General features: G+C 42.1%; 24 protein-coding genes. 8 read left to right on the forward strand and 16 right to left on the reverse strand.

What is annotated here, in order from left to right; all coding sequences use genetic code 11:
* The first annotated feature begins 235 nt into the window (after positions 1–235).
* From FEK29_RS02340 to pyk, 5 genes are all read left to right on the forward strand, one after another.
* Positions 236–469: an acyl carrier protein gene (locus FEK29_RS02340; protein ID WP_047247024.1), complete on the forward strand. Its 234-nt coding sequence runs from the start codon at positions 236–238 to the stop codon at positions 467–469.
* Positions 470–577: 108 nt separating this feature from the next.
* Positions 578–1828, forward strand: coding sequence for a beta-ketoacyl-ACP synthase II (fabF, locus tag FEK29_RS02345; protein ID WP_138256783.1), 1251 nt, complete (start codon positions 578–580; stop codon positions 1826–1828).
* A gap of 7 nt (positions 1829–1835) precedes the next feature.
* A complete protein-coding gene (gene rnc / locus FEK29_RS02350; protein WP_138256784.1) occupies positions 1836–2567 on the forward strand; it encodes a ribonuclease III in 732 nt (243 codons plus the stop codon).
* Between the two features lie 117 nt (positions 2568–2684).
* Complete coding sequence (locus FEK29_RS02355; RefSeq protein WP_138256785.1) at positions 2685–3152, forward strand: IPExxxVDY family protein; 468 nt, start codon at positions 2685–2687, stop codon at positions 3150–3152.
* A gap of 2 nt (positions 3153–3154) precedes the next feature.
* A complete protein-coding gene (gene pyk, locus FEK29_RS02360) occupies positions 3155–4597 on the forward strand; it encodes a pyruvate kinase (RefSeq protein ID WP_138256786.1) in 1443 nt (480 codons plus the stop codon).
* A 51-nt stretch (positions 4598–4648) separates the two neighbouring features.
* On the opposite strand, the gene dinB is transcribed toward pyk, so the two are convergent.
* On the reverse strand, positions 4649–5752 hold the full coding sequence (dinB, locus tag FEK29_RS02365; protein ID WP_138256787.1) for a DNA polymerase IV: 1104 nt from the start codon (positions 5750–5752) through the stop codon (positions 4649–4651).
* 28 nt (positions 5753–5780) lie between these two features.
* Here dinB and FEK29_RS02370 point away from each other — a divergent pair, with 28 nt between their 5' ends.
* Genes FEK29_RS02370 through FEK29_RS02380 form a run of 3 tightly spaced genes read left to right on the forward strand, consistent with a single transcriptional unit; the run spans position 5781 to position 7402 of the window.
* Positions 5781–6452: an NAD(P)H-binding protein gene (locus tag FEK29_RS02370; protein WP_138256788.1), complete on the forward strand. Its 672-nt coding sequence runs from the start codon at positions 5781–5783 to the stop codon at positions 6450–6452.
* Complete coding sequence (locus FEK29_RS02375) at positions 6445–6912, forward strand: CYTH domain-containing protein (RefSeq protein ID WP_138256789.1); 468 nt, start codon at positions 6445–6447, stop codon at positions 6910–6912. Before FEK29_RS02370 ends, FEK29_RS02375 begins: the two co-directional genes overlap by 8 nt.
* 1 nt (position 6913) lies before the next feature.
* On the forward strand, positions 6914–7402 hold the full coding sequence (locus FEK29_RS02380) for a YciI family protein (RefSeq protein ID WP_138256790.1): 489 nt from the start codon (positions 6914–6916) through the stop codon (positions 7400–7402).
* 32 nt (positions 7403–7434) lie between these two features.
* On the opposite strand, the gene FEK29_RS02385 is transcribed toward FEK29_RS02380, so the two are convergent.
* From FEK29_RS02385 to FEK29_RS02455, 15 genes are all read right to left on the reverse strand, one after another.
* A complete protein-coding gene (locus FEK29_RS02385) occupies positions 7435–8577 on the reverse strand; it encodes an AEC family transporter (protein WP_138256791.1) in 1143 nt (380 codons plus the stop codon).
* Between the two features lie 4 nt (positions 8578–8581).
* The gene (locus FEK29_RS02390) at positions 8582–9775 is read right to left on the reverse strand and encodes a pyridoxal phosphate-dependent aminotransferase (protein ID WP_138256792.1); all 1194 of its coding nucleotides are present in this window, start codon (positions 9773–9775) and stop codon (positions 8582–8584) included.
* 159 nt (positions 9776–9934) lie between these two features.
* A complete protein-coding gene (locus FEK29_RS02395) occupies positions 9935–10330 on the reverse strand; it encodes a hypothetical protein (RefSeq protein WP_138256793.1) in 396 nt (131 codons plus the stop codon).
* Positions 10331–10370: 40 nt separating this feature from the next.
* Positions 10371–11390: a phenylalanine--tRNA ligase subunit alpha gene (pheS, locus tag FEK29_RS02400; RefSeq protein ID WP_138256794.1), complete on the reverse strand. Its 1020-nt coding sequence runs from the start codon at positions 11388–11390 to the stop codon at positions 10371–10373.
* Positions 11391–11484: 94 nt separating this feature from the next.
* Positions 11485–12120 (reverse strand): carbonic anhydrase, encoded by a 636-nt coding sequence (locus FEK29_RS02405; RefSeq protein ID WP_138256795.1) that lies wholly within the window; start codon positions 12118–12120, stop codon positions 11485–11487.
* Between the two features lie 93 nt (positions 12121–12213).
* The gene (locus FEK29_RS02410; RefSeq protein ID WP_138256796.1) at positions 12214–12840 is read right to left on the reverse strand and encodes a carbonic anhydrase family protein; all 627 of its coding nucleotides are present in this window, start codon (positions 12838–12840) and stop codon (positions 12214–12216) included.
* Positions 12837–14420: a SulP family inorganic anion transporter gene (locus FEK29_RS02415; RefSeq protein WP_138256797.1), complete on the reverse strand. Its 1584-nt coding sequence runs from the start codon at positions 14418–14420 to the stop codon at positions 12837–12839. The genes FEK29_RS02410 and FEK29_RS02415 overlap by 4 nt, the downstream gene beginning before the upstream one ends.
* A gap of 77 nt (positions 14421–14497) precedes the next feature.
* Entirely contained in the window at positions 14498–14794 is a 297-nt protein-coding gene (locus FEK29_RS02420; protein WP_138256798.1) for a hypothetical protein, read from the reverse strand.
* 73 nt (positions 14795–14867) lie between these two features.
* A complete protein-coding gene (locus FEK29_RS02425) occupies positions 14868–15626 on the reverse strand; it encodes a tetratricopeptide repeat protein (RefSeq protein ID WP_138256799.1) in 759 nt (252 codons plus the stop codon).
* Between the two features lie 2 nt (positions 15627–15628).
* On the reverse strand, positions 15629–17407 hold the full coding sequence (locus FEK29_RS02430) for a BatD family protein (RefSeq protein WP_138256800.1): 1779 nt from the start codon (positions 17405–17407) through the stop codon (positions 15629–15631).
* A gap of 10 nt (positions 17408–17417) precedes the next feature.
* Complete coding sequence (locus tag FEK29_RS02435; protein ID WP_138256801.1) at positions 17418–18275, reverse strand: tetratricopeptide repeat protein; 858 nt, start codon at positions 18273–18275, stop codon at positions 17418–17420.
* A gap of 1 nt (position 18276) precedes the next feature.
* Positions 18277–19323 (reverse strand): VWA domain-containing protein, encoded by a 1047-nt coding sequence (locus tag FEK29_RS02440; RefSeq protein ID WP_138256802.1) that lies wholly within the window; start codon positions 19321–19323, stop codon positions 18277–18279.
* A 3-nt stretch (positions 19324–19326) separates the two neighbouring features.
* Positions 19327–20325, reverse strand: coding sequence for a vWA domain-containing protein (locus tag FEK29_RS02445; RefSeq protein ID WP_138256803.1), 999 nt, complete (start codon positions 20323–20325; stop codon positions 19327–19329).
* Positions 20326–21981: a hypothetical protein gene (locus FEK29_RS02450; protein ID WP_138256804.1), complete on the reverse strand. Its 1656-nt coding sequence runs from the start codon at positions 21979–21981 to the stop codon at positions 20326–20328.
* Between the two features lie 3 nt (positions 21982–21984).
* The gene (locus tag FEK29_RS02455; RefSeq protein ID WP_138256805.1) at positions 21985–22851 is read right to left on the reverse strand and encodes a DUF58 domain-containing protein; all 867 of its coding nucleotides are present in this window, start codon (positions 22849–22851) and stop codon (positions 21985–21987) included.
* Positions 22852–22936 lie beyond the last annotated feature (85 nt).

Raw genomic sequence — 22936 nt, forward strand, 5'->3', positions numbered from 1 at the left:
GAAGAATCCTCAGAATTTAAGAGCAAAAGAAAACAGAAATAAAGTAAGCACCAAGGTTTTGTTCATAAATGACGTTAGAGGGTACATCGTTTTCGGGAGAAAAATTTATGGTTTTATATAAGGAAGTATGATTTTTATTTTCTTAAATTACCTTACATTTTAACGACAATTAGTGTAATTAATCCAAAGTTTTATATTTTTGCCTTCAATTTAAATTTTTAAAACCAATATTATTATGTCAGACATTGCATCAAGAGTTAAAGCTATCATTGTTGATAAATTAGGAGTTGACGAAAACGAGGTGGTATCAGAAGCTAGCTTTACGAACGATTTAGGGGCAGATTCATTGGATACTGTTGAGTTGATTATGGAGTTCGAAAAGGAATTCGATATTCAAATCCCTGATGATCAAGCTGAGAACATCGCAACAGTTGGCCAAGCCATTAGCTATATAGAAGAAGCAAAGTAATTTGATGATTTCTTAAACAGAATTTAAATTATCCATGTGGTAAATGCTCCGCATGGATAATTTTTTTTAATTTACCTTCAGTTTATTTCTAAACTAAAAAAAAGTTCAATGCAATTAAAGCGAGTTGTCGTTACTGGATTGGGTGCTCTTACCCCAATCGGTAACAATATTGAGGAGTATTGGAACGGTCTTGTAAATGGTAAAAGTGGGTCCGCGCCCATTACATATTATGACACTGAAAAATTTAAGGTAAAATTCGCCTGCGAACTAAAAAACTACAATACAGAGGATTATTTTGATCGTAAGGAAGGACGTAAATTGGACAGATTTGCACAGTATGCGCTTATTTCTTCGGATGAGGCCATAAAGGATTCCGGATTGGATCTGGACAAACTGGACAAATTCCGCACCGGGGTCATTTGGGGTGCCGGCATAGGTGGTTTGGAGACCTTTCAAAATGAGGTGATGAATTTTGCCCAAGGGGACGGAACACCAAGGTTTAACCCTTTCTTTATTCCCAAAATGATCGCGGATATTGCTCCCGGACATATCTCCATCAAACATGGTTTTATGGGCCCAAATTATACAACGGTTTCCGCATGTGCTTCCTCTGCGAATGCTTTGATTGACGCATTGAATTATATACGTCTGGGCCATTGTGACGTCATCGTATCCGGAGGTAGCGAGGCTGCTGTAACCATAGCAGGTATGGGCGGTTTTGGTGCCATGCATGCGCTTTCTACACGAAACGATAGTCCGGAAACGGCCTCTAGACCATTCGATGCTACTAGGGACGGTTTTGTCTTAGGCGAAGGCGCAGGAGCATTGATACTTGAAGAGTATGAACATGCCAAGGCAAGAGGGGCAAAAATATATGCCGAAGTTGCAGGAGGGGGACTATCCAGTGATGCCTATCACATGACCGCTCCACATCCAGATGGTATCGGTGTGGTTAAGGTAATGGAAAACTGCCTTCGCGATGCTGGTATGGGCATCGAGGAAGTGGATGCCATTAATACCCATGGTACTTCTACACCCTTAGGGGATGTCGCCGAGTTGAAGGCCATATCGGAAGTATTTGGGGAACATGCCAAGAATATAAATATCAATTCTACAAAGTCCATGACTGGGCATTTATTGGGAGCCGCGGGTGCCATAGAGGCCATTGCCTCCATTCTGGCCATGGAGCATGGCATGGTTCCGCCCACTATCAACCATACAACGATAGATGAAAATATAGATCCTAGTCTAAACCTAACGCTCAACAAGGCCCAAAAAAGGGATGTTAGGGTTGCCATGAGCAACACCTTTGGATTTGGGGGGCATAATGCTTGTGTTGTCTTTAAAAAAATAGACTAAGACCTTTATGACCTTTCCTAAAAATATATTCAATTCCCATTCTAAACAGGATGGGGATTTTTTTTTAGGACTAAAGAGGATTTTGGGATTTAAACCCAAGCATTTGGTTTATTATAAAAAGGCCTTTTTGCACCGATCAATGAACCAAAAGGATGAAAATGGGAACCCAATGAACTATGAACGGTTGGAGTTTTTGGGGGATTCGATGCTGGGAACCATTATCTCCAAACATTTATACAATGAAGTTCCGGAAGGTGATGAAGGGTATCTGACCAAAATGCGATCCAAGATAGTAAGCAGGGAACACCTGAACGAATTGGGAAAGGATTTGGACCTGATCAAGTATGTAGAAAGTAGGATTCCAAAATCGCATTTTGGGGAAAATATACATGGAAACGTATTCGAGGCATTGATTGGCGCTATTTACTTGGATAGGGGCTATAAATACTGTGAAAAGTTCATAAATACAAGGGTCATAGAGCCGTATGTGGATATCGAACAGTTGGAGGGAAAGGTCATAAGCTATAAAAGTTTGATCATTGAGTGGTGCCAAAAGCAAAAAAAATCATTTAATTTTAATGTTTACGAGGACACTGGGAACGATTCGTTAAAACACTTTGCCGTAAAGCTTTCCATAAATGATAATGTAGTGGCCAAGGCAAGGGCTACCTCTAAAAAGAAAGCTGAGGAAAGAGCATCCAAAAGGGCATTTTTTGCACTACAGGATAGAATGAAATAAAAGCGTTAGGATTACAACAAAACGCTAACGTTTTCGTAACCAAAACTACATCTTAAACTTATTTAGCCGTTAGGCTTTATTCTTTAATAGTTCTATATTTACCGTTTTTGAGTGTGTATGTCGGCAGTGTATAAAATAAAAGATGATTTTTTTGATGAATCCTTTCTTTTAGTCGCTTTGCATAGCACTTTGGAGGATTATGCCATTGCCTACGGATTAAACCGTATACTGAATTCGAATTTTAAAAGAGGCAAGGCGGATTTTGATTTATCGGAAAATAGGTCCTTCCCGTATTATGATTGGGAAGATGAGTTAAATTACAGGTATTGGGTGCTCGTTTCCAATCAAAGCGCGAAAAAAGAGTTGGTAACCAACAATGACCTGTTTCAGTACGAAACAACCTATTCCACTCCCCGTTTGATCCCTGAGCTTAAAGAGGTGGATTATTTCCTGAAAATAGAGGGAGATGAGGATACAGTGGATAGCAGTAAAATAACAAAAACCCTTTTGGGCATTCCTAAGATAATGGCCGCCTACGAGGTAGATATAAACAAACTAAAATCTAGAAATAATTTAATTTTTTAATAATGTCAAGCAACAAGAAGACAAAGATCGTAGCAACCCTAGGCCCTGCTACCAGTAAGAAAGATGTGCTAAGAAGCATGATGCTGGCAGGAGTAGATGTCTTTAGGATAAATTTTTCCCATGCCGACTATAAAGATGTTAAGGAACGGGTAGACCTTATACGTGAGCTCAATGAAGAGTTGGAAACCAATACGGCTATTTTGGCCGATTTGCAAGGACCTAAACTTAGAGTTGGTGTAATGTCCGGTGAAGTTGTTGTAAGCCCTGGCGACGAACTTACCTTCGTAACAGGCGAACCCTTTGAAGGTACGGCAGAAAGGGTATACATGAACTATAAGGAATTCCCTAGGGACGTAAAACCCGGAGAACGTATCCTTTTGGACGACGGAAAGCTGATATTCGAGGTCGTATCAACGAACGGGGAATCTGAAGTTAGGGCAAAAGTGATTCAAGGAGGGCCTCTAAAGTCCAAGAAAGGGGTGAACCTTCCAAACACGAACATTTCCCTACCGGCCCTTACCAAAAAGGATATCAAGGATGCGGAATTTGCGATTTCTCTGGAAGTGGATTGGATTGCATTATCCTTTGTAAGATTCAGCCAGGATTTGATTGACCTTCAGAACATAATTAAGCAACACTCCGCTCATAAAATCCCAATAATTGCAAAAATAGAAAAGCCGGAGGCTGTTGAGAATATTGATAAGATTGTCGCGTATTGTGATGGTTTAATGGTTGCCAGGGGAGATTTAGGTGTTGAAGTACCGGCACAAGAGGTACCTTTGATTCAAAAGAAATTGGTCCTTAGGGCAAAAAAGGCACGAATTCCCGTAATTATTGCCACCCAGATGATGGAGACGATGATTACCAGTTTGACCCCTACCAGAGCAGAGGTGAACGACGTTGCCAACTCGGTCATGGATGGTGCGGATGCCGTAATGCTATCCGGTGAAACTTCCGTTGGAAACTATCCGGTGCAGGTAATCGAAAAAATGGCCAGTATCCTTAGGAGTGTGGAATCATCGGAATTAATTAAGGTCCCTCATGAGCCACCACACGTTAGGACTAATAGATATATCACAAAATCGATATGTTTTCACGCAGCTCTCATGGCCAATGAAATTAAGGCCAAGGCCATTTCCACATTGACCAATAGTGGCTATACGGCATTTCAGATATCGGCGTGGAGACCAAGTGCACACATACTGGTATTCACTTCCAATAAAAGAATCCTTACGCAGTTGAATCTTTTGTGGGGCGTAAAGGCGTTCTATTATGATAAGTTTGTATCTACGGACCAGACCATTGAGGATGTTAACGGAATTGCCTGTAAAAAAGGCTATTTGGAAGTTGGCGATATGCTGGTAAGTTTGGCGGCCATGCCCATTAAGGCAAAAGGGATGGTAAATACCTTAAGGGTCACGGAAATAGAAACCTGCAATTTTTAATCCAGTGTAAAATGTATTTTTTAAGCCTGTTAAAAACAGGCTTTTTTTTATTCAAAATTCAAACTTGAGTTGCACCGAGACCGATTCTTTGTCTTCTTTCGTAGGTTCTTTCTTTTCCGTATTTAAATTGGCCAATGAAATACCCAACAGCCGTACGGAGTTTTGTAGTTTATCTTGGTATAACAACTCTTTTGCCGTCTCAAGTATCAGTTTTTTGTCCGATATAAAATAAGGTAAGGTTTTACTACGGGTGTTTAAGGTAAAATCGCTGTATTTTATTTTCAACGTTACCGTTTTTCCCGCTATTTTGGATTTTTGAAGTCGTTTTTCCAGTTCACTGGCAATGTGTTCCAAGCGTTCCAACATAAATATTTCACTGCTCAAATTTTCGTTAAAGGTACGTTCCGCACCTACGGATTTTGGAATTCTATGGGGTTTCACGGGGCTGTTGTGAATGCCCCGTACCACATGGAAATAATAACTCCCGCTCTTTCCAAAATGTTCCTCCAAAAAGGCAAGCGATTTACCTTTTAGGTCCTTGCCGGTAAAAATACCAAGGCCGTACATCTTCTCGGCCGTAACCTTTCCAACACCATAAAACTTCCGTATTTCCAATTCTTCCAAGAACGTTTGTACCTCCTCCGGGTTTACCGTTTTTTGTCCGTTTGGCTTGTTTATATCACTGGCCACCTTGGCAATGAACTTATTTATGGAAATACCTGCGGATGCATTTAGCCCTGTTTCCTGCAGGATTCTATCCCTAATTTCCTTGGCGATCAGCGTGGCCGAAGGATTTCCTTTTTTGTTCACGGTAACATCCAGATACGCTTCGTCCAACGATAAGGGCTCTACCAAATCCGTATAATCATAAAATATGGACCGAATCTGTTTGGAAATTTCCTTATAGCGGTCAAAGCGAGGTTTTACGAAGATGAGGTCCGGACATTTTTTTTTGGCCAATACACCACTCATGGCACTGCGTACCCCAAATTTCCTGGCCTCATAGCTTGCCGCCGAAACAACGCCGCGCAGCTCATTGCCACCTACGGCTACTGGCTTTTGCCTAAGATCGGGATTGTCCAACTGTTCTACGGAGGCATAAAATGCGTCCATATCCACGTGGATAATTTTTCGTAAAGGAAATTCATTGGACATCCTGTAAAATTAAGGTATATTTAATTTGATGGACCAAAACAAAAAAACAGCGATTATTCTTGGGGCTACCGGTCTTACGGGCGGTATACTTTTACAGCTTTTGCTGGAGGATGACCGATACGATAAAATAAAACTGTTCTCCAGAAATCGTGTAAATATTGTATCGGATAAGATCGAGGAACATATTGGGGATGTCCTAAACTTGGAAGGTTTTAAACCGAAATTTAAGGCAGACGAGGTATTTTGTTGCATAGGAACGACAAATTCCAAAACCCCGGACAAGGAACTGTACCATAAAATAGATTTTGGAATTCCTGTTACCGCCGCACAAATGTGCAGCAAACAGGGTATCGAAAAACTTTTGGTCATTTCAGCTTTGGGTGCCGATGCGAATAGTTCCATTTTCTACAACAGGGTAAAGGGAGAAATGGAAGAAGCGGTATTAAAAATGGGGATATCGAAGACCTATATTTTACAGCCTTCCTTAATTTCCGGACCACGGGAAGAACGACGTCCTGGCGAGTGGTTGGCAAAGCAATTATTTAAGGTTTTAAATGTATTCATGGTGGGGCCATTGAGAAAATATCGGTCCATTCATCCCAAGGAAATAGCGATATGTATGCTGAAATTGGCCAATGGGGAAGAAGCAAGCGGAAGAATTACTTCGGATGAAATAACAATAATCGCAAATCATGATTGAGATTGAACGTAAATTCTTGGTCAAGTCCATGCATTTTGTGGACAATGCGGTTTCAAGTACCAAAATCGTTCAGGGATTTTTGAACACACACCCTGAAAGGACCGTGAGGATACGCATAAAAGAGGAGAAGGGTTTTTTGACGGTTAAGGGAAAATCGAACGAAACCGGGACCACCCGTTTTGAATGGGAGACTGAAATAGCGCATATCGATGCCCAAAAGTTGCTCCAACTATGTGAGAAGGGCGTTTTGGAGAAGACAAGGTATTTAGTGCCTTTTGAGGGTCACAATTTTGAAGTCGACGTATTCGATGGGGAGAACAAGGGTCTTATTTTGGCAGAAATCGAACTCACCACTGAAAGTGAACTATTCCAAAAGCCCCATTGGTTGGGGGAGGAAGTCACCGGAGATATTAAATATTACAATTCGCAATTAAGCAAACAACCTTTCAATACCTGGTAATATGAAGAATGTTCTTAAATTATTGGTACTGACGTTCATCTGTTCCTGTGGAAATCCAAGACAGCAGCCGGAAATGAATAGCGCCTTGGAAGAACCAACCAAAACCAGCGCAGAAATAAAAAAGGAATTGACGGATAAAGGCTATGAAATCTTCGATTATGTAGATGAGGATACCAAAGATACCGTGTTGATGCAGCAATATTTTATAGCGTTCTTAAAATCAGGACCTAACAGGAGCCAAACAAAGGAAGAAACGGATAGTCTTCAGTCCTTACATTTGGCACATTTAGGCCGAATGTACGAACTGGGTTATGCCGATATCTCCGGGCCATTTGGGGATGATGGGGACATTAGGGGAATTACCATTTACAATACACCCACCTTTGAAATGGCCGATAGTCTGGCCAATATGGACCCTATGGTAAAGGCAGGGAGGTTGGTCATTGAAATGCACCCTTGGTGGGCGGCCAAAGGATTTCCCTTACGATAGGACGTTGTTTAAAGTATTCTTTGCGTAAAAAATTAAGTCGTTTCCGTACGAGTGGTTTTGTATATAACCCAATCGGCCTTTTTTTGACCTACCTTTTTTCTGGTTTTGAATAGCTGTTTTACCAAATAGGGGACAGCGCCTACAAAGGAAAAAATCATGCCTAAAACCAACACGGAATATCCATTTGAGAAAAGGTTTCCACTGGATAAAATCCCTAGGATTAAAACCGTGGACAGAGGAAAGGATAACGCCAGGATGTTAACGCCAAAAGTGGCATTAAAAGTTTTGTGATTCTTTTTTATGTCCATTTCTTGGGAACCCACTACGGCAATGTGCGAAAAGGGCCAAAAGCTACAGGCACTTAGTCCAAATGAAAGCAGGACCAAAATATCCTGTTGAACCTCTACCTTGGCTATCAAAATAAATACTCCGGAAAGGATGCCAACAAAGCCGGCCCTTAAAAACAGAAGCGAAAAAATCTTATAAATCTGCTCTTTTTTTATTTTCACCGCCAAGCCTATAAACAATAGTACCAACGGTGTCATGATTACGCTAAGTCGGGTCAACGTATCGCTAATGAAAAATGGCAACGACTCCATTTTAAAACCAAAAAATACCAAAATCAAGGCAATGACTATAAAGATATTTACGGGTTCGGAGATCATTGCCATTGTCAAAGACTTCAATTTTGCAGCTCGTGATTGGTCTGTAATCGCTCGTTTGCAATAATACCAATTCATGGCCACCAAGTAGAGGATTATCAGTACAAAGACTTTATTGCCCAGGTCTGCCATTGCCGCCTTTGCCAAATAGGCCTCACCCAAAAATTCCAAAACAAATGGAAAGCAGGAAAGTCCTGGTGCCAAGGAAGGAACCAACAACCTTGCCGTACGGTATTCCGGGGTGTCCCTCTTTATCCCGGTAAGGGGCATAAGATAGGGGAACAACAAAAACAATAGGATGTTCAAGGCAAGTGCCAAAAATGGCAAAGAAAGCAGCGCCGCGTCAATTTGAACACCCAATAGGGCAATAAAAATAGTAGCGGGCAAGGCAAGGTTTAAAATTATTTTCTTGATACCGGTCAATTCCTCCTTGGAACCAAATTTGAGCTTTAGGAGCAAACCAATACCAATAAATAACAAAAAGGTAAACGTCTTTTGTAAAGTATAATCCATGTTTTTATGCTAATACGTCCGTAAGCGCCGCCGTAAATATTTTCATTTCGTCCATGGTGCCCATGCTCACACGGCACCAATTTTTACCCATAAATTCAAAGGCCCTGACCCCTACCTGTTTTTCAAGCATCTTATCGAGGAATAGTTTTCCGTTCATCTCTATGGGGAAAATGATAAAACTTGTATGGGAAGGCACGTAGTCATAGCCCAATTTTGTTAGGCTTTTGTATACATACTCCCTAGCCGCCGCATTTTTTTCTCGGGACATATTTTGGAACTCTTTGTCGTCCATACTCGCTAGAGCGGCAAAGATGGATGTATAGGATATTCCCATGCCGCCTCTGGTGATTTTCTGAATTTTTTCCAAGGTGGATTCCTGTGCCACGATATAACCAACCCGAAGCCCTGCCATGCCATGGATTTTTGAGAAGGTCCTCGCGATGATTACATCCTTTCCTTCGTTTATGAGGCTGACCATACTTTGTTTGGCGCCGTCCTCCAGGAATGCCAAGTAGGCCTCATCGACGAAAACAGGTACTTTTTCAGAAACCCTGGAACAGAAATCCAACAATTCTGTACTATCCGTAATACTACCGGTAGGATTGTTTGGGTTGCAGATGTACACAAGCTTCGTTTCAGAGTCGATGGCTTCTTCCATGGCCTTTAAATCGTGCGACCAGTCATCTTTCAATGGAACGGGCTTCCAACTTGCACCCGTGGCTTGGGCCACTTGCATCAAGGACATATACGACGGGTCCGCGGATACGACATTGCCTCCGTTCAAGAACAGCACCATACCCGTTTTTTCCAGAAGATCTGAAGATCCAGGTCCCATCATGATATTTTTTGGACTTACCCCTTCTTCCGCGGCGATTTTATCGATTAAGTCGAACAGTTCCCGCCAGGCGTATCGGTTTCCTTTGGTAGCTACATTTTTGAGCGCTTCCACCGCTTTTGGCGATGGCCCATAAGGATTTTCGTTGGCGTTCAGCTTTGCCAAAAGTTTGGATTCTTCAGGAAATTCCTTGGGGATGAATTCCTTAAAAAAGGGACTATATAGGGCGTTGCCTTTGGCATCCAAAGGAATATAAGTTTTAGGCACTTCAGAAATACCTAAGTGGGGAAATAGCGTAATGCCTCCCGCTGTGAGCAATCCTGTCTTTAGCCAGTTTCTACGATTTAATTTTCCTGTTTCCATTAGTTCTATAGGGTTTAATTAGCTATAGAGACTAATTTAAAACTAGGCAGGTCCAAATCCTATCTTAATAATGTAAAAATCAGGCAGTTAAAATTTTACATGAATAATAATAGACTCATAAAACTATCAATATGACAATTAATGGGTCAAAAAACAGGGCTATTTTGCGAATATCCCATCCTTTTCAATCAAAGGAACATGGGTAAGGTTCTGTTCGTTGACGGAACCCTTTTCAAAGAGGAACTTCTTTTCATAAAGCTTGTTATCCGCATAATAGGTAACAAAAAACTCATTGTTAAGGCGCAGCACTTCTTCCTGTACAAGCTCCACTTTTTCAAAGGATTTGGCAGCTACGACCCCAATGGCATGCCGCATGGTGGAGGTTTTTACCTTTTCGTCATATCCCTTTGAAACGATCAGGGCCATTTCAATGGGCGTTTTCCTATTATTAATAATGTAAGCGTTCCAATCCTTGGACAGGAATTCATCGTTCCACTCGTAAACAAGGGCAATATACACGTCTTTGGCAATAGGTATTTCGATGTCTTTTTTCAAAAATATCCGTTATTTATCCGAAGAATTTTACATCCAATGCTTAAAGGGAACTTTTGAATTGTTCCAAAAACCGAATATCGTTTTCACTCAACAAACGTATGTCACTGATTTGATGCAGCAAAAGGGCAATCCTATCTATACCCATACCAAAGGCGAAGCCGGAATAGATTTCCGGGTCAATATTGCAGTTTTTAAGGACGTTTGGGTCTACCATCCCACAGCCCATAATCTCCAACCATCCGGTACCTTTGGTCATTTTATAATCGGTTTCGGTTTCCAGCCCCCAATAAACGTCAACTTCCGCACTGGGTTCGGTAAATGGAAAATAGGAGGGGCGTAACCGAATCTTGGACTTTCCAAAAAGTTCCGTGGTGAAGTACTGTAGCGTCTGTTTTAAATCGGCAAACGAGACATCCTTATCAATATATAGCCCTTCCACCTGATGAAAAAAACAATGGGACCTCGCCGATATTGCCTCGTTCCTATAAACCCTTCCCGGGGAAATCGTTCTAATGGGCGGTTTGTTGTTTTCCATATACCGCACTTGAACCGAGGAGGTATGTGTCCTGAGTAGGATATCCGGATTCGTTTGCACAAAAAAGGTGTCCTGCATATCGCGTGCAGGATGATACTCCGGTAAGTTGAGGGCCGTAAAGTTGTGCCAATCATCCTCAATTTCAGGTCCTTCCGAAACATTGAACCCTATTCTTGAAAAAATATCTATAATCTTGTTCTTGACAATGGAAATGGGATGTCTTGCGCCCAATTCGGTGGGGTTACCGGGTCGCGTAAGATCGCCAAAAAGTTTTTCTTCGGATGCGTTTTGCTCCAAGGCCTGTTTCAAGAGCTCCACCTTTTCCGTAGCGGCCTGTTTTAATTGGTTGATGGTTTGGCCAAATTCCTTTTTTTGCTCGTTAGGAACATTCTTGAACTCTGCAAAAAAATCGTTCAAGACCCCTTTCTTGCCCAAATATTTTATTCTAAATGCCTCTACGGCATCCAGATTGTCAGTGGTGAAAGAGGATACTTCTGCAATTTGTTCCTTGATTTTATCAATCATAATGCTTGATTAAAGCCGCAAATTTAAAACTTTTAAAAAAGGTGGAATGTGTTTTTGGGGATTAAGATATGCAACCAAGGTAAATTGAAAGGAGTCAATCCAAATGATATATTTCCATAATTTCCTTTAGAATCCCCTCAAAATCGATATTCAGGTCAATGAGTTCCCCGGAGTGTACATTAAATACCCAGCCGTGCACCGTAAGTTCCCTTTGCCTATATGCTTTTTGTACCACCGCCGTTTTTATAAGGTTCACACACTGTTCCTGAACATTCAGCTCTACAAGTCGGTCGTATTTTTTTTCTTCATCCTCTATGGTGTTCAGTTCATCCTTATGGATTCTATACACATCTCGAATGCATCGCAACCATGGATTTAGTATGCCCAGATCGGCCGATTGCATAGCGGCTTTTACGCCGCCACACGCGTAATGACCACAGACTACAAGGTGACTTACCTTGAGATGCTCTACGGCATATTCCACGACGGACATGGTATTCAGGTCTATGTTAATGACCATATTGGCAATATTCCTATGAACGAACACTTCACCGGGATTAAGCCCCATAAGTTCCTCTGCGGTAACCCGGCTATCGGCACAACCTATATATAAAAACTCAGGATTCTGGCCTTTGCCCAGTTCATTGAAGTAATTGGGCTGCAAGGACAGTTTGTCCTGAATCCACTTTTTATTGTTCTCGAATATCCTGTCTAAATAGTTGGAGGCCATAGAAATCAATTGTTCTTTGAAAAGATAACCTTTTCTTATATGTATCGGCCCTTTAATTTTTAGTCTTGGCCTTCTTTAAAAGCGCTGTTTTTTTTAGTAAAATTCTACGGATCCGGAGGATATATCGTACATGGCTCCTACGATCATTATTTCGCCATGTTCCTCCATTTCCGCGAGGACCCTGCTACGCTGTCTGATATTTTCTATGGTGATTTCGACATTTTTTGCGGCTACGGCATCCACAAATTCCAGGTTTTTGGAATTTCTTTTGCTTTCGTCCACGGGTTCCTTAACGGCAGCCACTGCAGGTTCTATCTTATTGATCAAAGCCGTGAGGTTCCCCAATCTGGCATGATCGCAAGCCCCTTTTATGGCACCGCAACTCGTATGGCCCAAAACGACTATTAGCTTTGTCCCAGCCAATTTGCACGCGAACTCCATACTCCCCAAAATATCCTCGTTTACAAAATTTCCGGCGATTCTCACACTGAAAATATCTCCCAATCCTTGATCAAAGACCAGTTCTGCGGACACCCTGGAGTCGATACAGCTTAAAATCGTAGCAAAGGGAAATTGTCCTTCGCTGGTATCGTTGACCTGCTCCAAAAGATTGCGGTTCGCTTTTAGGTTATTCTGAAAACGCTGATTGCCTTCCTTTAAAAATTGCAATGACTTTTGTGGGGTCATAGTCGCTTGTGTTTCCTTGGTATGCGCTTTCATGCTTTTTCTTTCTTTGTTTTATTAAAAAATTCTATAAAACTTGCCGGGTTTTCTATAATTCCCCGCTCTGATACAAGTTTGATATTTATATTACGCTCGTTGGCCTTTGTTTGGAAATCTTCAAGGATTTCTACGATATCATTGTCCAGATACTTTGTTTTCAAAACATCGATTTCCAACATGGTATTTTCAGTAAGGTTGTCTAACTCTTTTAAAATAGCTCCTTTGTTAAAAAAGGTCACCTCTTCTGCAAGGGTCATTTTTACACTATTTTTTCCTTCTGGGTGTTCTTCTATATGGAGGAAGTGTGAATTTTGATAGCTTTTTAAAAGGATGACAATGATGCCTACTCCTAAACCTAGGCCTATACCGATTAACAGGTCAGTAAAAATAATTCCAATGACAGTCACAAAGAAGGGTATGGATTGCTTCCAACCCAATTTATACATTTTTTTGAACAGGGCCGGTTTGGCCAATTTATAACCTACTATGAATAGGATGGCCGCAAGTACCGATAGCGGAATCATGTTCAGGATTTTTGGAATGAGAATTATAGAGAACAAGAGGAAGAAACCGTGAATGATAGCCGAAAGTTTTGTTCTGCCTCCCGATTGTATATTGGCCGAACTCCTCACGATCACTTGGGTAATGGGTAATCCCCCTATCAACCCAGAAATAATATTGCCCGTTCCTTGGGCCAAAAGCTCCCTGTTTGTTGGGGTTACATTTTTATGGGGATCCAGCTTATCCGTAGCTTCTACGCAAAGTAAGGTTTCCAAACTGGCAACCAACGCTATAGTAAAGCCGGTTACCCAAATTTGCGGATTTGTAATCGCGGAAAAATTCGGAAAACTAAATTGCCCGAGGAAAGAGGCCGCATCCTCTGGAACCGGAACACTTACCAAATGTTCCTTTGAAATTCGAAACACTTCATGGTCTGCTGTAAGTACATAATAAATAATTCCTATGGCCACGGCTACCAATGGTCCTTGAATCAATTGAAATATTTTGGATTTTTTGGTCAACACCTGGTCCCATAATATCAATATGGCCAATCCAATAATCGCGATAAGGGTCGCACCCGGACTAATGTTATTAATCGTATTGACAATTTCGGAAAAGGTGTTTTCACCATCTACTTGAAAAAATGCCCAATCCCCTTCAGGATCTGGGTCATATCCAAAAAAATGCGGTATTTGTTTCAAGATGATGATGATACCGATACCCGTCAACATTCCCTTGATAACGGATGAAGGAAAATAATATCCGATGATACCGGCCTTCAAGAGCCCAAAAATCAATTGAATGACACCGCCAATGACAACGGCTACCAAAAAGTTCTGATATCCGCCGAGCGCTCCTATCGCCGTTAATACAATGGCCGCCAGACCCGCCGCCGGTCCGCTAACGCCAATATTGGAACCGCTTAGGGCGCCTACTACAATCCCGCCAATAATTCCCGCAATCAGGCCCGAGAATAAGGGTGCGCCACTTGCCAGGGCAATTCCCAAACAAAGGGGAAGTGCTACAAAGAATACCACGATACTCGCGGGTATATCGCTTTTTAAATGTTTGAACATGTTTTTTGAAATCTTTTAAAGTAGACCAAATAGGTGGTCAAGTGAATTTTTAAATCGTTATTTAACGGAAAGAAAATTTACACTTTTGGAGGAGGTAAGAATACTTCTTTAAAATTGGAAAGGATTAAACATGTATCATCTTTGGAGAAAGAATGTAATTTCCCAAATGCCAAAAAAGACATATCATTTTGAAGGTTGTTGTTTACAAAATGCTTTTCGGCAAACTCTATCGTGGTTTCATAATTTTCCTCTTCTTCATTAAAATCCATTACAATCTGTTCACCATCAAATAGCTCCATCAATGTGCCAATGGACGGTGCTAATATGGCAATCAATAAAGAAAATGACAAAAAGTAAACTACGAGTGATTTCAAATTTATTGGTCTGTTTTGACGAATATACTGAATATCTACTGAAGGTATACCTGTATGTCAGGTTTAATTGATTTTAAAAATCCTTTAAGACCTTAAGATCACTGGCAGGTATCCAACCCGTTTTGCCGTCGGACAGCCTGATTTTTCGGTAGTTGTTGAGACTGTCCAGAACGTTTACCTTGGTGCCGGAGTGCAAGGTAAATACATCCTCACCAGAAGAATTGGGCTCCGAACGTACGTTCACCTCATCGGCAAAAATAATGGCGGGATTATCCGACTGATAGGAACTGAACTCCACGGAAGCAAATACGATGAATATGATACAAAGGAACAATGCGATTAAGCTTCCAATAAAGGCGAATCTTTTTCTAGTGGAATATTGATTGTAATAAAAGGCAATATAAAGGAGCACGAACAAAATCATGCAGAAAATACTTGCGTAGGCCCATTGGTCAAAGGTTAACTTGGTGGTTATACTCTTATAAATGCGCGAAAGTCCGGTCTGGGGCAGCGTTTCTATGGCATCCAAGGTCATATTCTGGGCATAGGTCAGATTGGTTCGTACTTCTTGGTCGTCCGGATTCAACAAAAGCGATTTCTCATAATAATAAATACTCTCCGGTATTTGGTTTAACTTGTAGTAGGCGTTCCCAAGGTTATAATACAAAGCTGCGGAGTGCTGATTGTTTTCCAAAATTTTATCGTACGCCTCAATAGCTTTTTCATACTCACCGTTGTTATAGGCTTCGGTAGCCTGATCAAACAAGTTGGTACCTTGTGAGTTCCCAAGGAATCCCATTAGTAGCATTAATATGGATAATTTTTTGATCATACCTACAATTGTTTATCCATTAAAGAAATTACCTCACTTGCCTTGTCGTAGTCCCTTTGCATTTCTACATTGGAGAATGGGCTATATCTGGCCGCCTCACAATTCTGTAGCAGTCCAATGAATTCGTATATAGTTGTTTCCTCTATACCCTTTTTGTTCAAAAGTTGGGAAATTTTATCCTTACTGAATTCAGAGGTTTCTATTTTTAGCTTGGCTTTCAGGTAATTGTGCAGGGCACGTTCCAAAGCTATATAGAACGCATCTTTGTTGCCAAGTTCCTTTCGGGCTGCGGAAAGATATTTTCTGGCCAATTTATTGGCGCGCTTTATCTTATTTCCCACTACATCTTCCGCGATGGCATCCCTTTTCTTCCGTAGGATTATCGCTAAGGGAATTAACAGTAAGGGTAGAAGGAGCCATAAATAATACCGTGTGGACCCAAAGAAATAAGAGGTTCCCATATTCGTAAGATTGGGGGAAAGCTTTATAAAATTGAATTGGCTCCCCGTAGTCACCACCTGCTGTTTGTTCGTTTGACCAATGGCCGAGTTGGAGAGGCTTCCACTATTATTGGGCCCCTCAAGTACATTGATGATGATTTCGTCCGAATTTAAGGTCTCGTATCGTTCCGTCTTCGGATTAAAAAAGCTAAAGGATATGGAAGGAATGGGATACTTGCCCCTAAAAGAAGGGACAATCGTATAACTATTGCTCACTTTTCCCTGCATGCCGCTGAGGTTCGTACGTACATCTTCGGTAAACTCTGGTTCATACACTTCCAAGGAGCTAGGAAGTTCTGGTTCCGGAAGCTTGAACAGTTTTAAATTTCCCTTACCGCTAACTTCAACGGTGGCCTGTAGGGATTCCGTCGCATTAAGTTCCGTTTTTGTTGTATTGACCGAAAAATCGAATTCACCCACAGCTCCGGTGAAATTTACCGGTTGATTGGTGGTAGGAAGGCTTTTTACGTTTATTACCCTGTTGCCGGCCGAAACGGTTTTATTGGTTTGGGAATAGATCCTGCCCCCAAAAAAGTCCCTTCTACTCGTTGGAACGTCCACGGTGACGTCCAAGGACAAGGGTTCAATTTCCAATTTCCCTGTTTTCTGCGGATAGAGCACCACTCTTTTTAGAACAACATATCGGTAAGGTTTACCTTGATAGGTACCATTTTGTGCTGTTAGCCTGGAGACTTTGATATCCTGACTCCAAAAGTTGTTGTAGGTAGGATTATCCAGAGGCTGATAGTTGGAAACACTGATGTTTGGGCTTACATAAAGTTTGTACACTACACTAATGGCTTCGTTGAGGTAGGGATTTGTTTTGGAAACCTCGGCCACCAGATGCAGGTTTTCATCGGCTACATCCTCTGCGGTCATCTGATCACTGGGCTTGTCCACAGCGGCCGTCACTTCTACTTCCTTAGGCAGGGATTTATAGGTTTTACCGGCAATAATGATGGTCGCCTGTTCAATAGTAAACTTTCCTTTGGCGGTGGGTGCCAAGGTATAGGAATAGGTTTTGGAATAGCTTCTTACACCATTAATCCAGGATGAACTTATGGATTGGGAAGGGCCCATTAAGACCCGGAACCCATTAAAATCCGGGGGATTGAAATTGTCCCCGTCCTTGTTCATGGTAAAATCTACACGAAGTCGCTCGTTCAATCCCAATTTTGGTTTGCTCAGCTGTATTTCAAAGGTAACGGCGTCGGCATCCTGCCCCTTCACTAAAAAGGAGAGAAAGAAAAAAGGAATTAGTATAATTAGCTTCTTGATCATGGACTCTTGCCTACCAGTCTTTTTCGTTCTTCACTTTTGCACCTTTTACCTTTTTGGCATCTATTTTCTCCTGAACCTGCTTTTCAGCGTTTTGCATCGCCCTTAAAAGGTTCTCTACCTGTTGCTTTGAGAGCTGGTTAGGTTTTCGTTGCGGTTGGTCCTGGGGTTGGTCGCCTTGCTCTGGTTTCTTGTTCTGCTCCTCTTTTTGGTCACCATCACCTTCTTTGTTCTCATCCTTCTTTTCGTCGCCCTTATCTCCCTCATTGCCATTTTCTCCCTGATCTTTGTTGTCCTGGTTTTGGTCCTCCTTATTGTCCCCGTCCTTATTTTGATCCTGGTCCTTTTTGTCCTCTTGGTCCTTCTGGTCCTTGTTCTCGTCGTTCTTGTCCTTGTTTTCCTCTTCCTCTTTTTTTTGCATTTCCTTGGCCAGGGCAAGATTGTATCGGGTTTCATCGTCCGTAGGGTCGTTTCTAAGGGCTTCTTTATAGGCTTCCACGGCTTTTGGGTAATCCTTGCGTTTCATGAACACATTCCCCATGTTGTGATATGCCTTGTGTTTATCCTTTTTCGATGTGGCGACCTCCCCTGCTTCCTTAAACCTTCCAAAGGCTTCGCTATAGGTTTCGTTATTGTAATAGGCAGTTCCTAAATTATAAGGAGCGGCCACATTTTCGGGGCTTTTGGCAATGGCCTGTCTGTAATCTACTTCGGCCTGCACAAAATTATTTTCGGAAAGGTTCTTGTTCCCATCCCATGTTAGGTTGGTAGAGGTCCTCAAGGCCCTCTCCTTTTCCTTTGCATCCTCTTCCTGTGAAAAAACGGAAACGGAAATGAAAAGGAGCAAAAATGTATAGATGAATTTTCCCATTTTATTCCGGATGTTTTTCGTTAAACAAATTGAGTTTCTTCAACCATTTTGTCTTGCGGTCCAAGATAAAAATTTCCAAAAATAGGAACAATAATCCAGCTCCCAGAAACCATTGAAATTGGTCCTTGTATTCCGCAAATTGTTTGGCCTCAAACTCTTTTTTATCCATTTGCAGCAATTCTTCCTTGATGAACTCTACAGCGGCATCCGTATTGGAACCGTCAATGTAGGCGCCATTGCCCTCATTGGATATTTCGGTCAACACTTCCTCGTTCAGTTTGGTAATGACCACAAGGCCTTGCGCATCCTTCTTGAGGGATTCCATAACGCCATTTCTTTTTATGGGGATGACAGATCCCTTTTCAGACCCCACACCTATGGTATAGATGGTGATTCCCTCATCTACGGCCTCCTCAACGGCACTCATGGTGGAATCTTCCGAATGGTCTTCCCCATCCGAAATTACGAAAAGGACCCTGTTGGTCTGTTCCTCGTCATCGTAGAACGTAGTGGCCAATTCTATCGCCTCGTTGATGGCCGTTCCTTGCGAAGTGAGCATATCCGTGTTCATGCTTTGTAGGAACATTTTGGCGGCCCCATAATCTGTAGTGATCGGCAATTGCGGAAAGGCCTGCCCGGCGTACGCTATTATTCCTATCCTGTCACTCGCCAATTGGTTTATAATTTCCGACACCAGTCGTTTTGCTTTTTCCAACCTGTTTGGTGCGATGTCCTCCGCCAACATACTTTTTGAGACGTCCACGGCAAAAACGATGTCCACACCTTCACGCTTTACGGTTTCCAATTTGGTGCCTATTTTGGGATTTACGAGTCCCATAATCAGGGCCGAAAGTCCCAAAAGAAAGAATATAAGCTTTAAGGTGCCCTTGTAATAGGATCTGCTAGGCGTCAATCGCTTTAATAAATTGGAATCCGCAAACTTTTTTTGGGTCCTTTTTTTCCAAATCAAAAGCAATAGAAAGATGACTATGATCACCGGTATGATGAACAATAGATAAAAATATATTTTTTCGTCTAACTGAATCATTTTCTAAATAAAGCTTCTAAATACCGTATTTCTCAAAACCCATTCCAAAAGTAACAGGGCACCTGCAAGCAATACCCAAGGTCTAAATTTCTCCTCGTATCGGTAATATTTGAATTCTTCAATATCCGTTTTTTCCAGTTTATTAATCTCCTCATAGATTTCTTCCAAGGTCTCATTGTCCGTTGCCCTAAAATATTTTCCGCCCGTAACCTCGGCAATGTTTTTCAAAAGCTCCTCATCGATTTCTACTTGTCGCATCCCATACCTAAAGGAACCATCGGCATTATATGCTATGGGGGATAGGGCATTCCCATTGGTTCCCAGACCAATAGTGTAGGTTTTAATATCGAACTCTATGGCAAGATCTGCCGCGGTCTGAGGTTCGATAAACCCGGAATTGTTCACCCCGTCGGTCAGTAGAATAATGATCTTACTTTTTGCCTTGCTTTCCTTCAACCTGTTTACGGATGTGGCCAGACCCATTCCAATGGCCGTGCCATCCTCCAGTTGCCCATAGGTTATTTCGTTCAGTGCATTGAGCACGATGTTTTTGTCCGTGGTAATGGGTGTTTTCGTATACCCTTCACCCGCATAGGCCACCAAACCAATACGGTCATTGGGCCTTTTTTTGATAAAATCCGCAGCGACTTCCTTAAGGGCGGATAGGCGATTTGGTTTAAGGTCCCGTGCCAACATACTGGAAGAGACGTCTATGGCCATAACAATGTCGATACCCCTTGTAGTTTTGGTACGTGTGGATATATCTTCCGTTTGAGGCCTGGCCATGGCAATAATAATCGCACTTAGGGCCAAAAGCCTTAGGACAAAAAGCCCCGGTTTTAACTTTGGGAGAATACTTTTGTACTGAAAACTCTTGATCGTGGCTATTTTGAGGGCTGCGGTTTCTTCCTTACGTTTGAATATATACCATACCAACGCCAATGGCAGTGCTAAAAAAAGCCAAAAGAATTCCGGATTTGCAAATGATATATTATCTAACATTTAAACATCTGTTTTAACTTCTACAGTGGAAAGAATCCTATCCACAATATCCTGTGCGTAGGTGTCATCTTCCAACCAGGTAAGGATTACGTTCTGTTGGAATCCCTTGCCCCCAAAGAGTAGTACGGTGTACTCGCCCTTTACCAATTCTTTGGAATTTGGGACGGGAAAATCGCCGCTACCAAATACTTTGATACCTTTTACACCGCTAATGGTAGTGAACTCCTCCTGCTTTGTAATAATGTTCTTGGTACCTTGACTTTCAAAACCCTGAATGATCTGTTCAATGGTCTGCTCAAAGGGAGCTTCCATTTCTGGGTTCATGGTCACGGAAGTCGTCCCCACGGTAAAAAGTCCGATGGGGCTATGGTATGAAAATGCCTGAATATCCTGAATGTTGGCCTTTGCCTCCGGAGGCAGTTTCACTTCTTGCCGCACCAAGACTTTTGGGGTTTCCAAAATAATAGGGGGAAAACCATAGGAGCTGGAAATCCATTCCCCTTCCAATAATTCCTTGGTGGGGTGGCCAAGGACCGTATCCTTTAAATAGGTAAACCCGAATTTGAACCCAGCAATCAACACTCCCAGAACGATGACTCCTGCCAAGGTAGAAAGTCCAATAATGAGCTTTCTTTTCTGTTTTCTTCGGCCCAGTTCCTCCAAATATTCCGCTTGTTGCATCAATTCTTCTTCCGTTGGTTCAGGCAGGGCTTCGTGGGTTTTGACCACGATCTGCTCCACCAATTTTCGGTCCTGCTCCGCTACGGAGGTGGAAGGTTTGGTCCTGGCGAACTTTACCAGATCCGCCGTCTGAAGTATGTTCCTAAACTGTTGGATGGTATCCTTGTCCAACTGCAATTCCCCGGAATCGCTCAAGAGTTCCAAGCGTTCTATTAACTGGCCCGTAGTACTTTCCAGAGCGGCTACATGTGCCTCTTCTTCCAAATAGGCACGAACGATCGTCGTTAATTCCGAATAGTATTCCTTGAACTCATCCTGGATTAAGTATTTGGAATTTTCAAGTCGCTTCAACTCCAAAAGCGCCCTGTCGTAGGGAGGTAACAAGGCTTCTTTTTCTTCTTGGGTCAAAGGCTTTTTCCGTAGTACGAACCAATAAAAAAGTCCGCCAAGTACCAATAGTACCAATAGCCCAATAACCACGTACTTCCACCATCCCATATAACTTTTCTCTACATTGATGAGGGGTTTAATGTCGTACATCTTCTGGGCAATGGTATCCACCGGAACCGTTTCTACATGGATCATTGTGCTATCCGTAAAATAGCCTATGCCATTGATTTCAATGCGTTGGGTGGGCAGTTTATAGGAACCGGAATCGAATTGTGTAAGTGCATATATTTTTTGGAGGGTAAGCCTGTCGTTTTTTCGTGTGGTATCCGTTGCGAACGCCTCTACTGTTTCCAGCGGGGAAAAGGTCTGACCTTCCGGAAAGATTACCTGATCGGTAGAATCCACTTCCACGGAAACCTTCCATTGGACCTGTTCCCCAATTTTAATATACGTAGTGTCTACGGATGTCCTGATATTCCGATTTTCTTGGGCCTTTACGGTTGAAAGGGACAAAATAAGGCACACAAACGCCAGGAACCTTGCCATTCGCATTACTGGAAAATGTGTGGTTGAAATAATCCGCATTTTTTATCCTCTTCTTTTAAAATAGCCCAATAGCTTTTTTACATAGCTTTCGTCTACCCTGCAATCCAAAACCCCGCAACCCGATTTTGTAAAGGTTTCCTTGAAATAATTGACCCGATTCCTGTAGTATTCCGCATAGGAATTGCGCACTTTCTTGGATTGGGTATTGATCAATTGCAATGCACCGGTCTCCGCATCAATCATTTGGACCAATCCTAGGTTTGGAATTTCTTCCTCGCGTTCGTCATATACCCGTATTCCCGTCACGTCATGTTTGTTGCCCGTAATTTTTAAGGTCTTCTCATAGTCGTCCGCAATAAAATCCGACAATACAAAAACGATCGCCTTTTTCTTCATTACATTGGTAAGGTATTTTAGGGCTTCGCCGATATCCGTTCTGTTGCTTTTAGGGGTAAATTCTAATAGCTCCCGTATGATTCGCAATACATGGGTCTTCCCCTTTTTTGGTGGGATGAAAAGTTCCACTTGGTCCGAAAATAAAAGTACCCCCACTTTATCGTTATTCTGTAAGGCACTAAAGGCCAATGTGGCCGATATTTCCGTAACTATTTCGTTTTTGAACTGATTTTTGGTGCCAAAAAATTCCGAACCGCTCACATCCACCATGAGCATCATGGTAAGTTCCCGTTCTTCCTCAAATACCTTTACAAAAGGCTCATTATACCGCGCGGTCACGTTCCAATCGATACTTCTAACATCGTCCCCAAATTGATACTGCCGTACCTCGCTAAAAGTCATACCCCTTCCCTTGAACGTAGAATGGTATTCCCCACCAAAAATATGGTCGGACAGACGGCGTGTCTTGATTTCAATCTTACGTACTTTTTTGAGTAATTCCTTGGTATCCATTTGGTCTAGTAAACAGTTTTCAGCAAGCAGTATTCAGTAGGGAACACAATATTGTGTACTGCCAACCGCATCTGCCAACCGCCCA

The sequence above is a fragment of the Maribacter aurantiacus genome, from assembly GCF_005780245.1.
GTDB lineage: Bacteria > Bacteroidota > Bacteroidia > Flavobacteriales > Flavobacteriaceae > Maribacter > Maribacter flavus.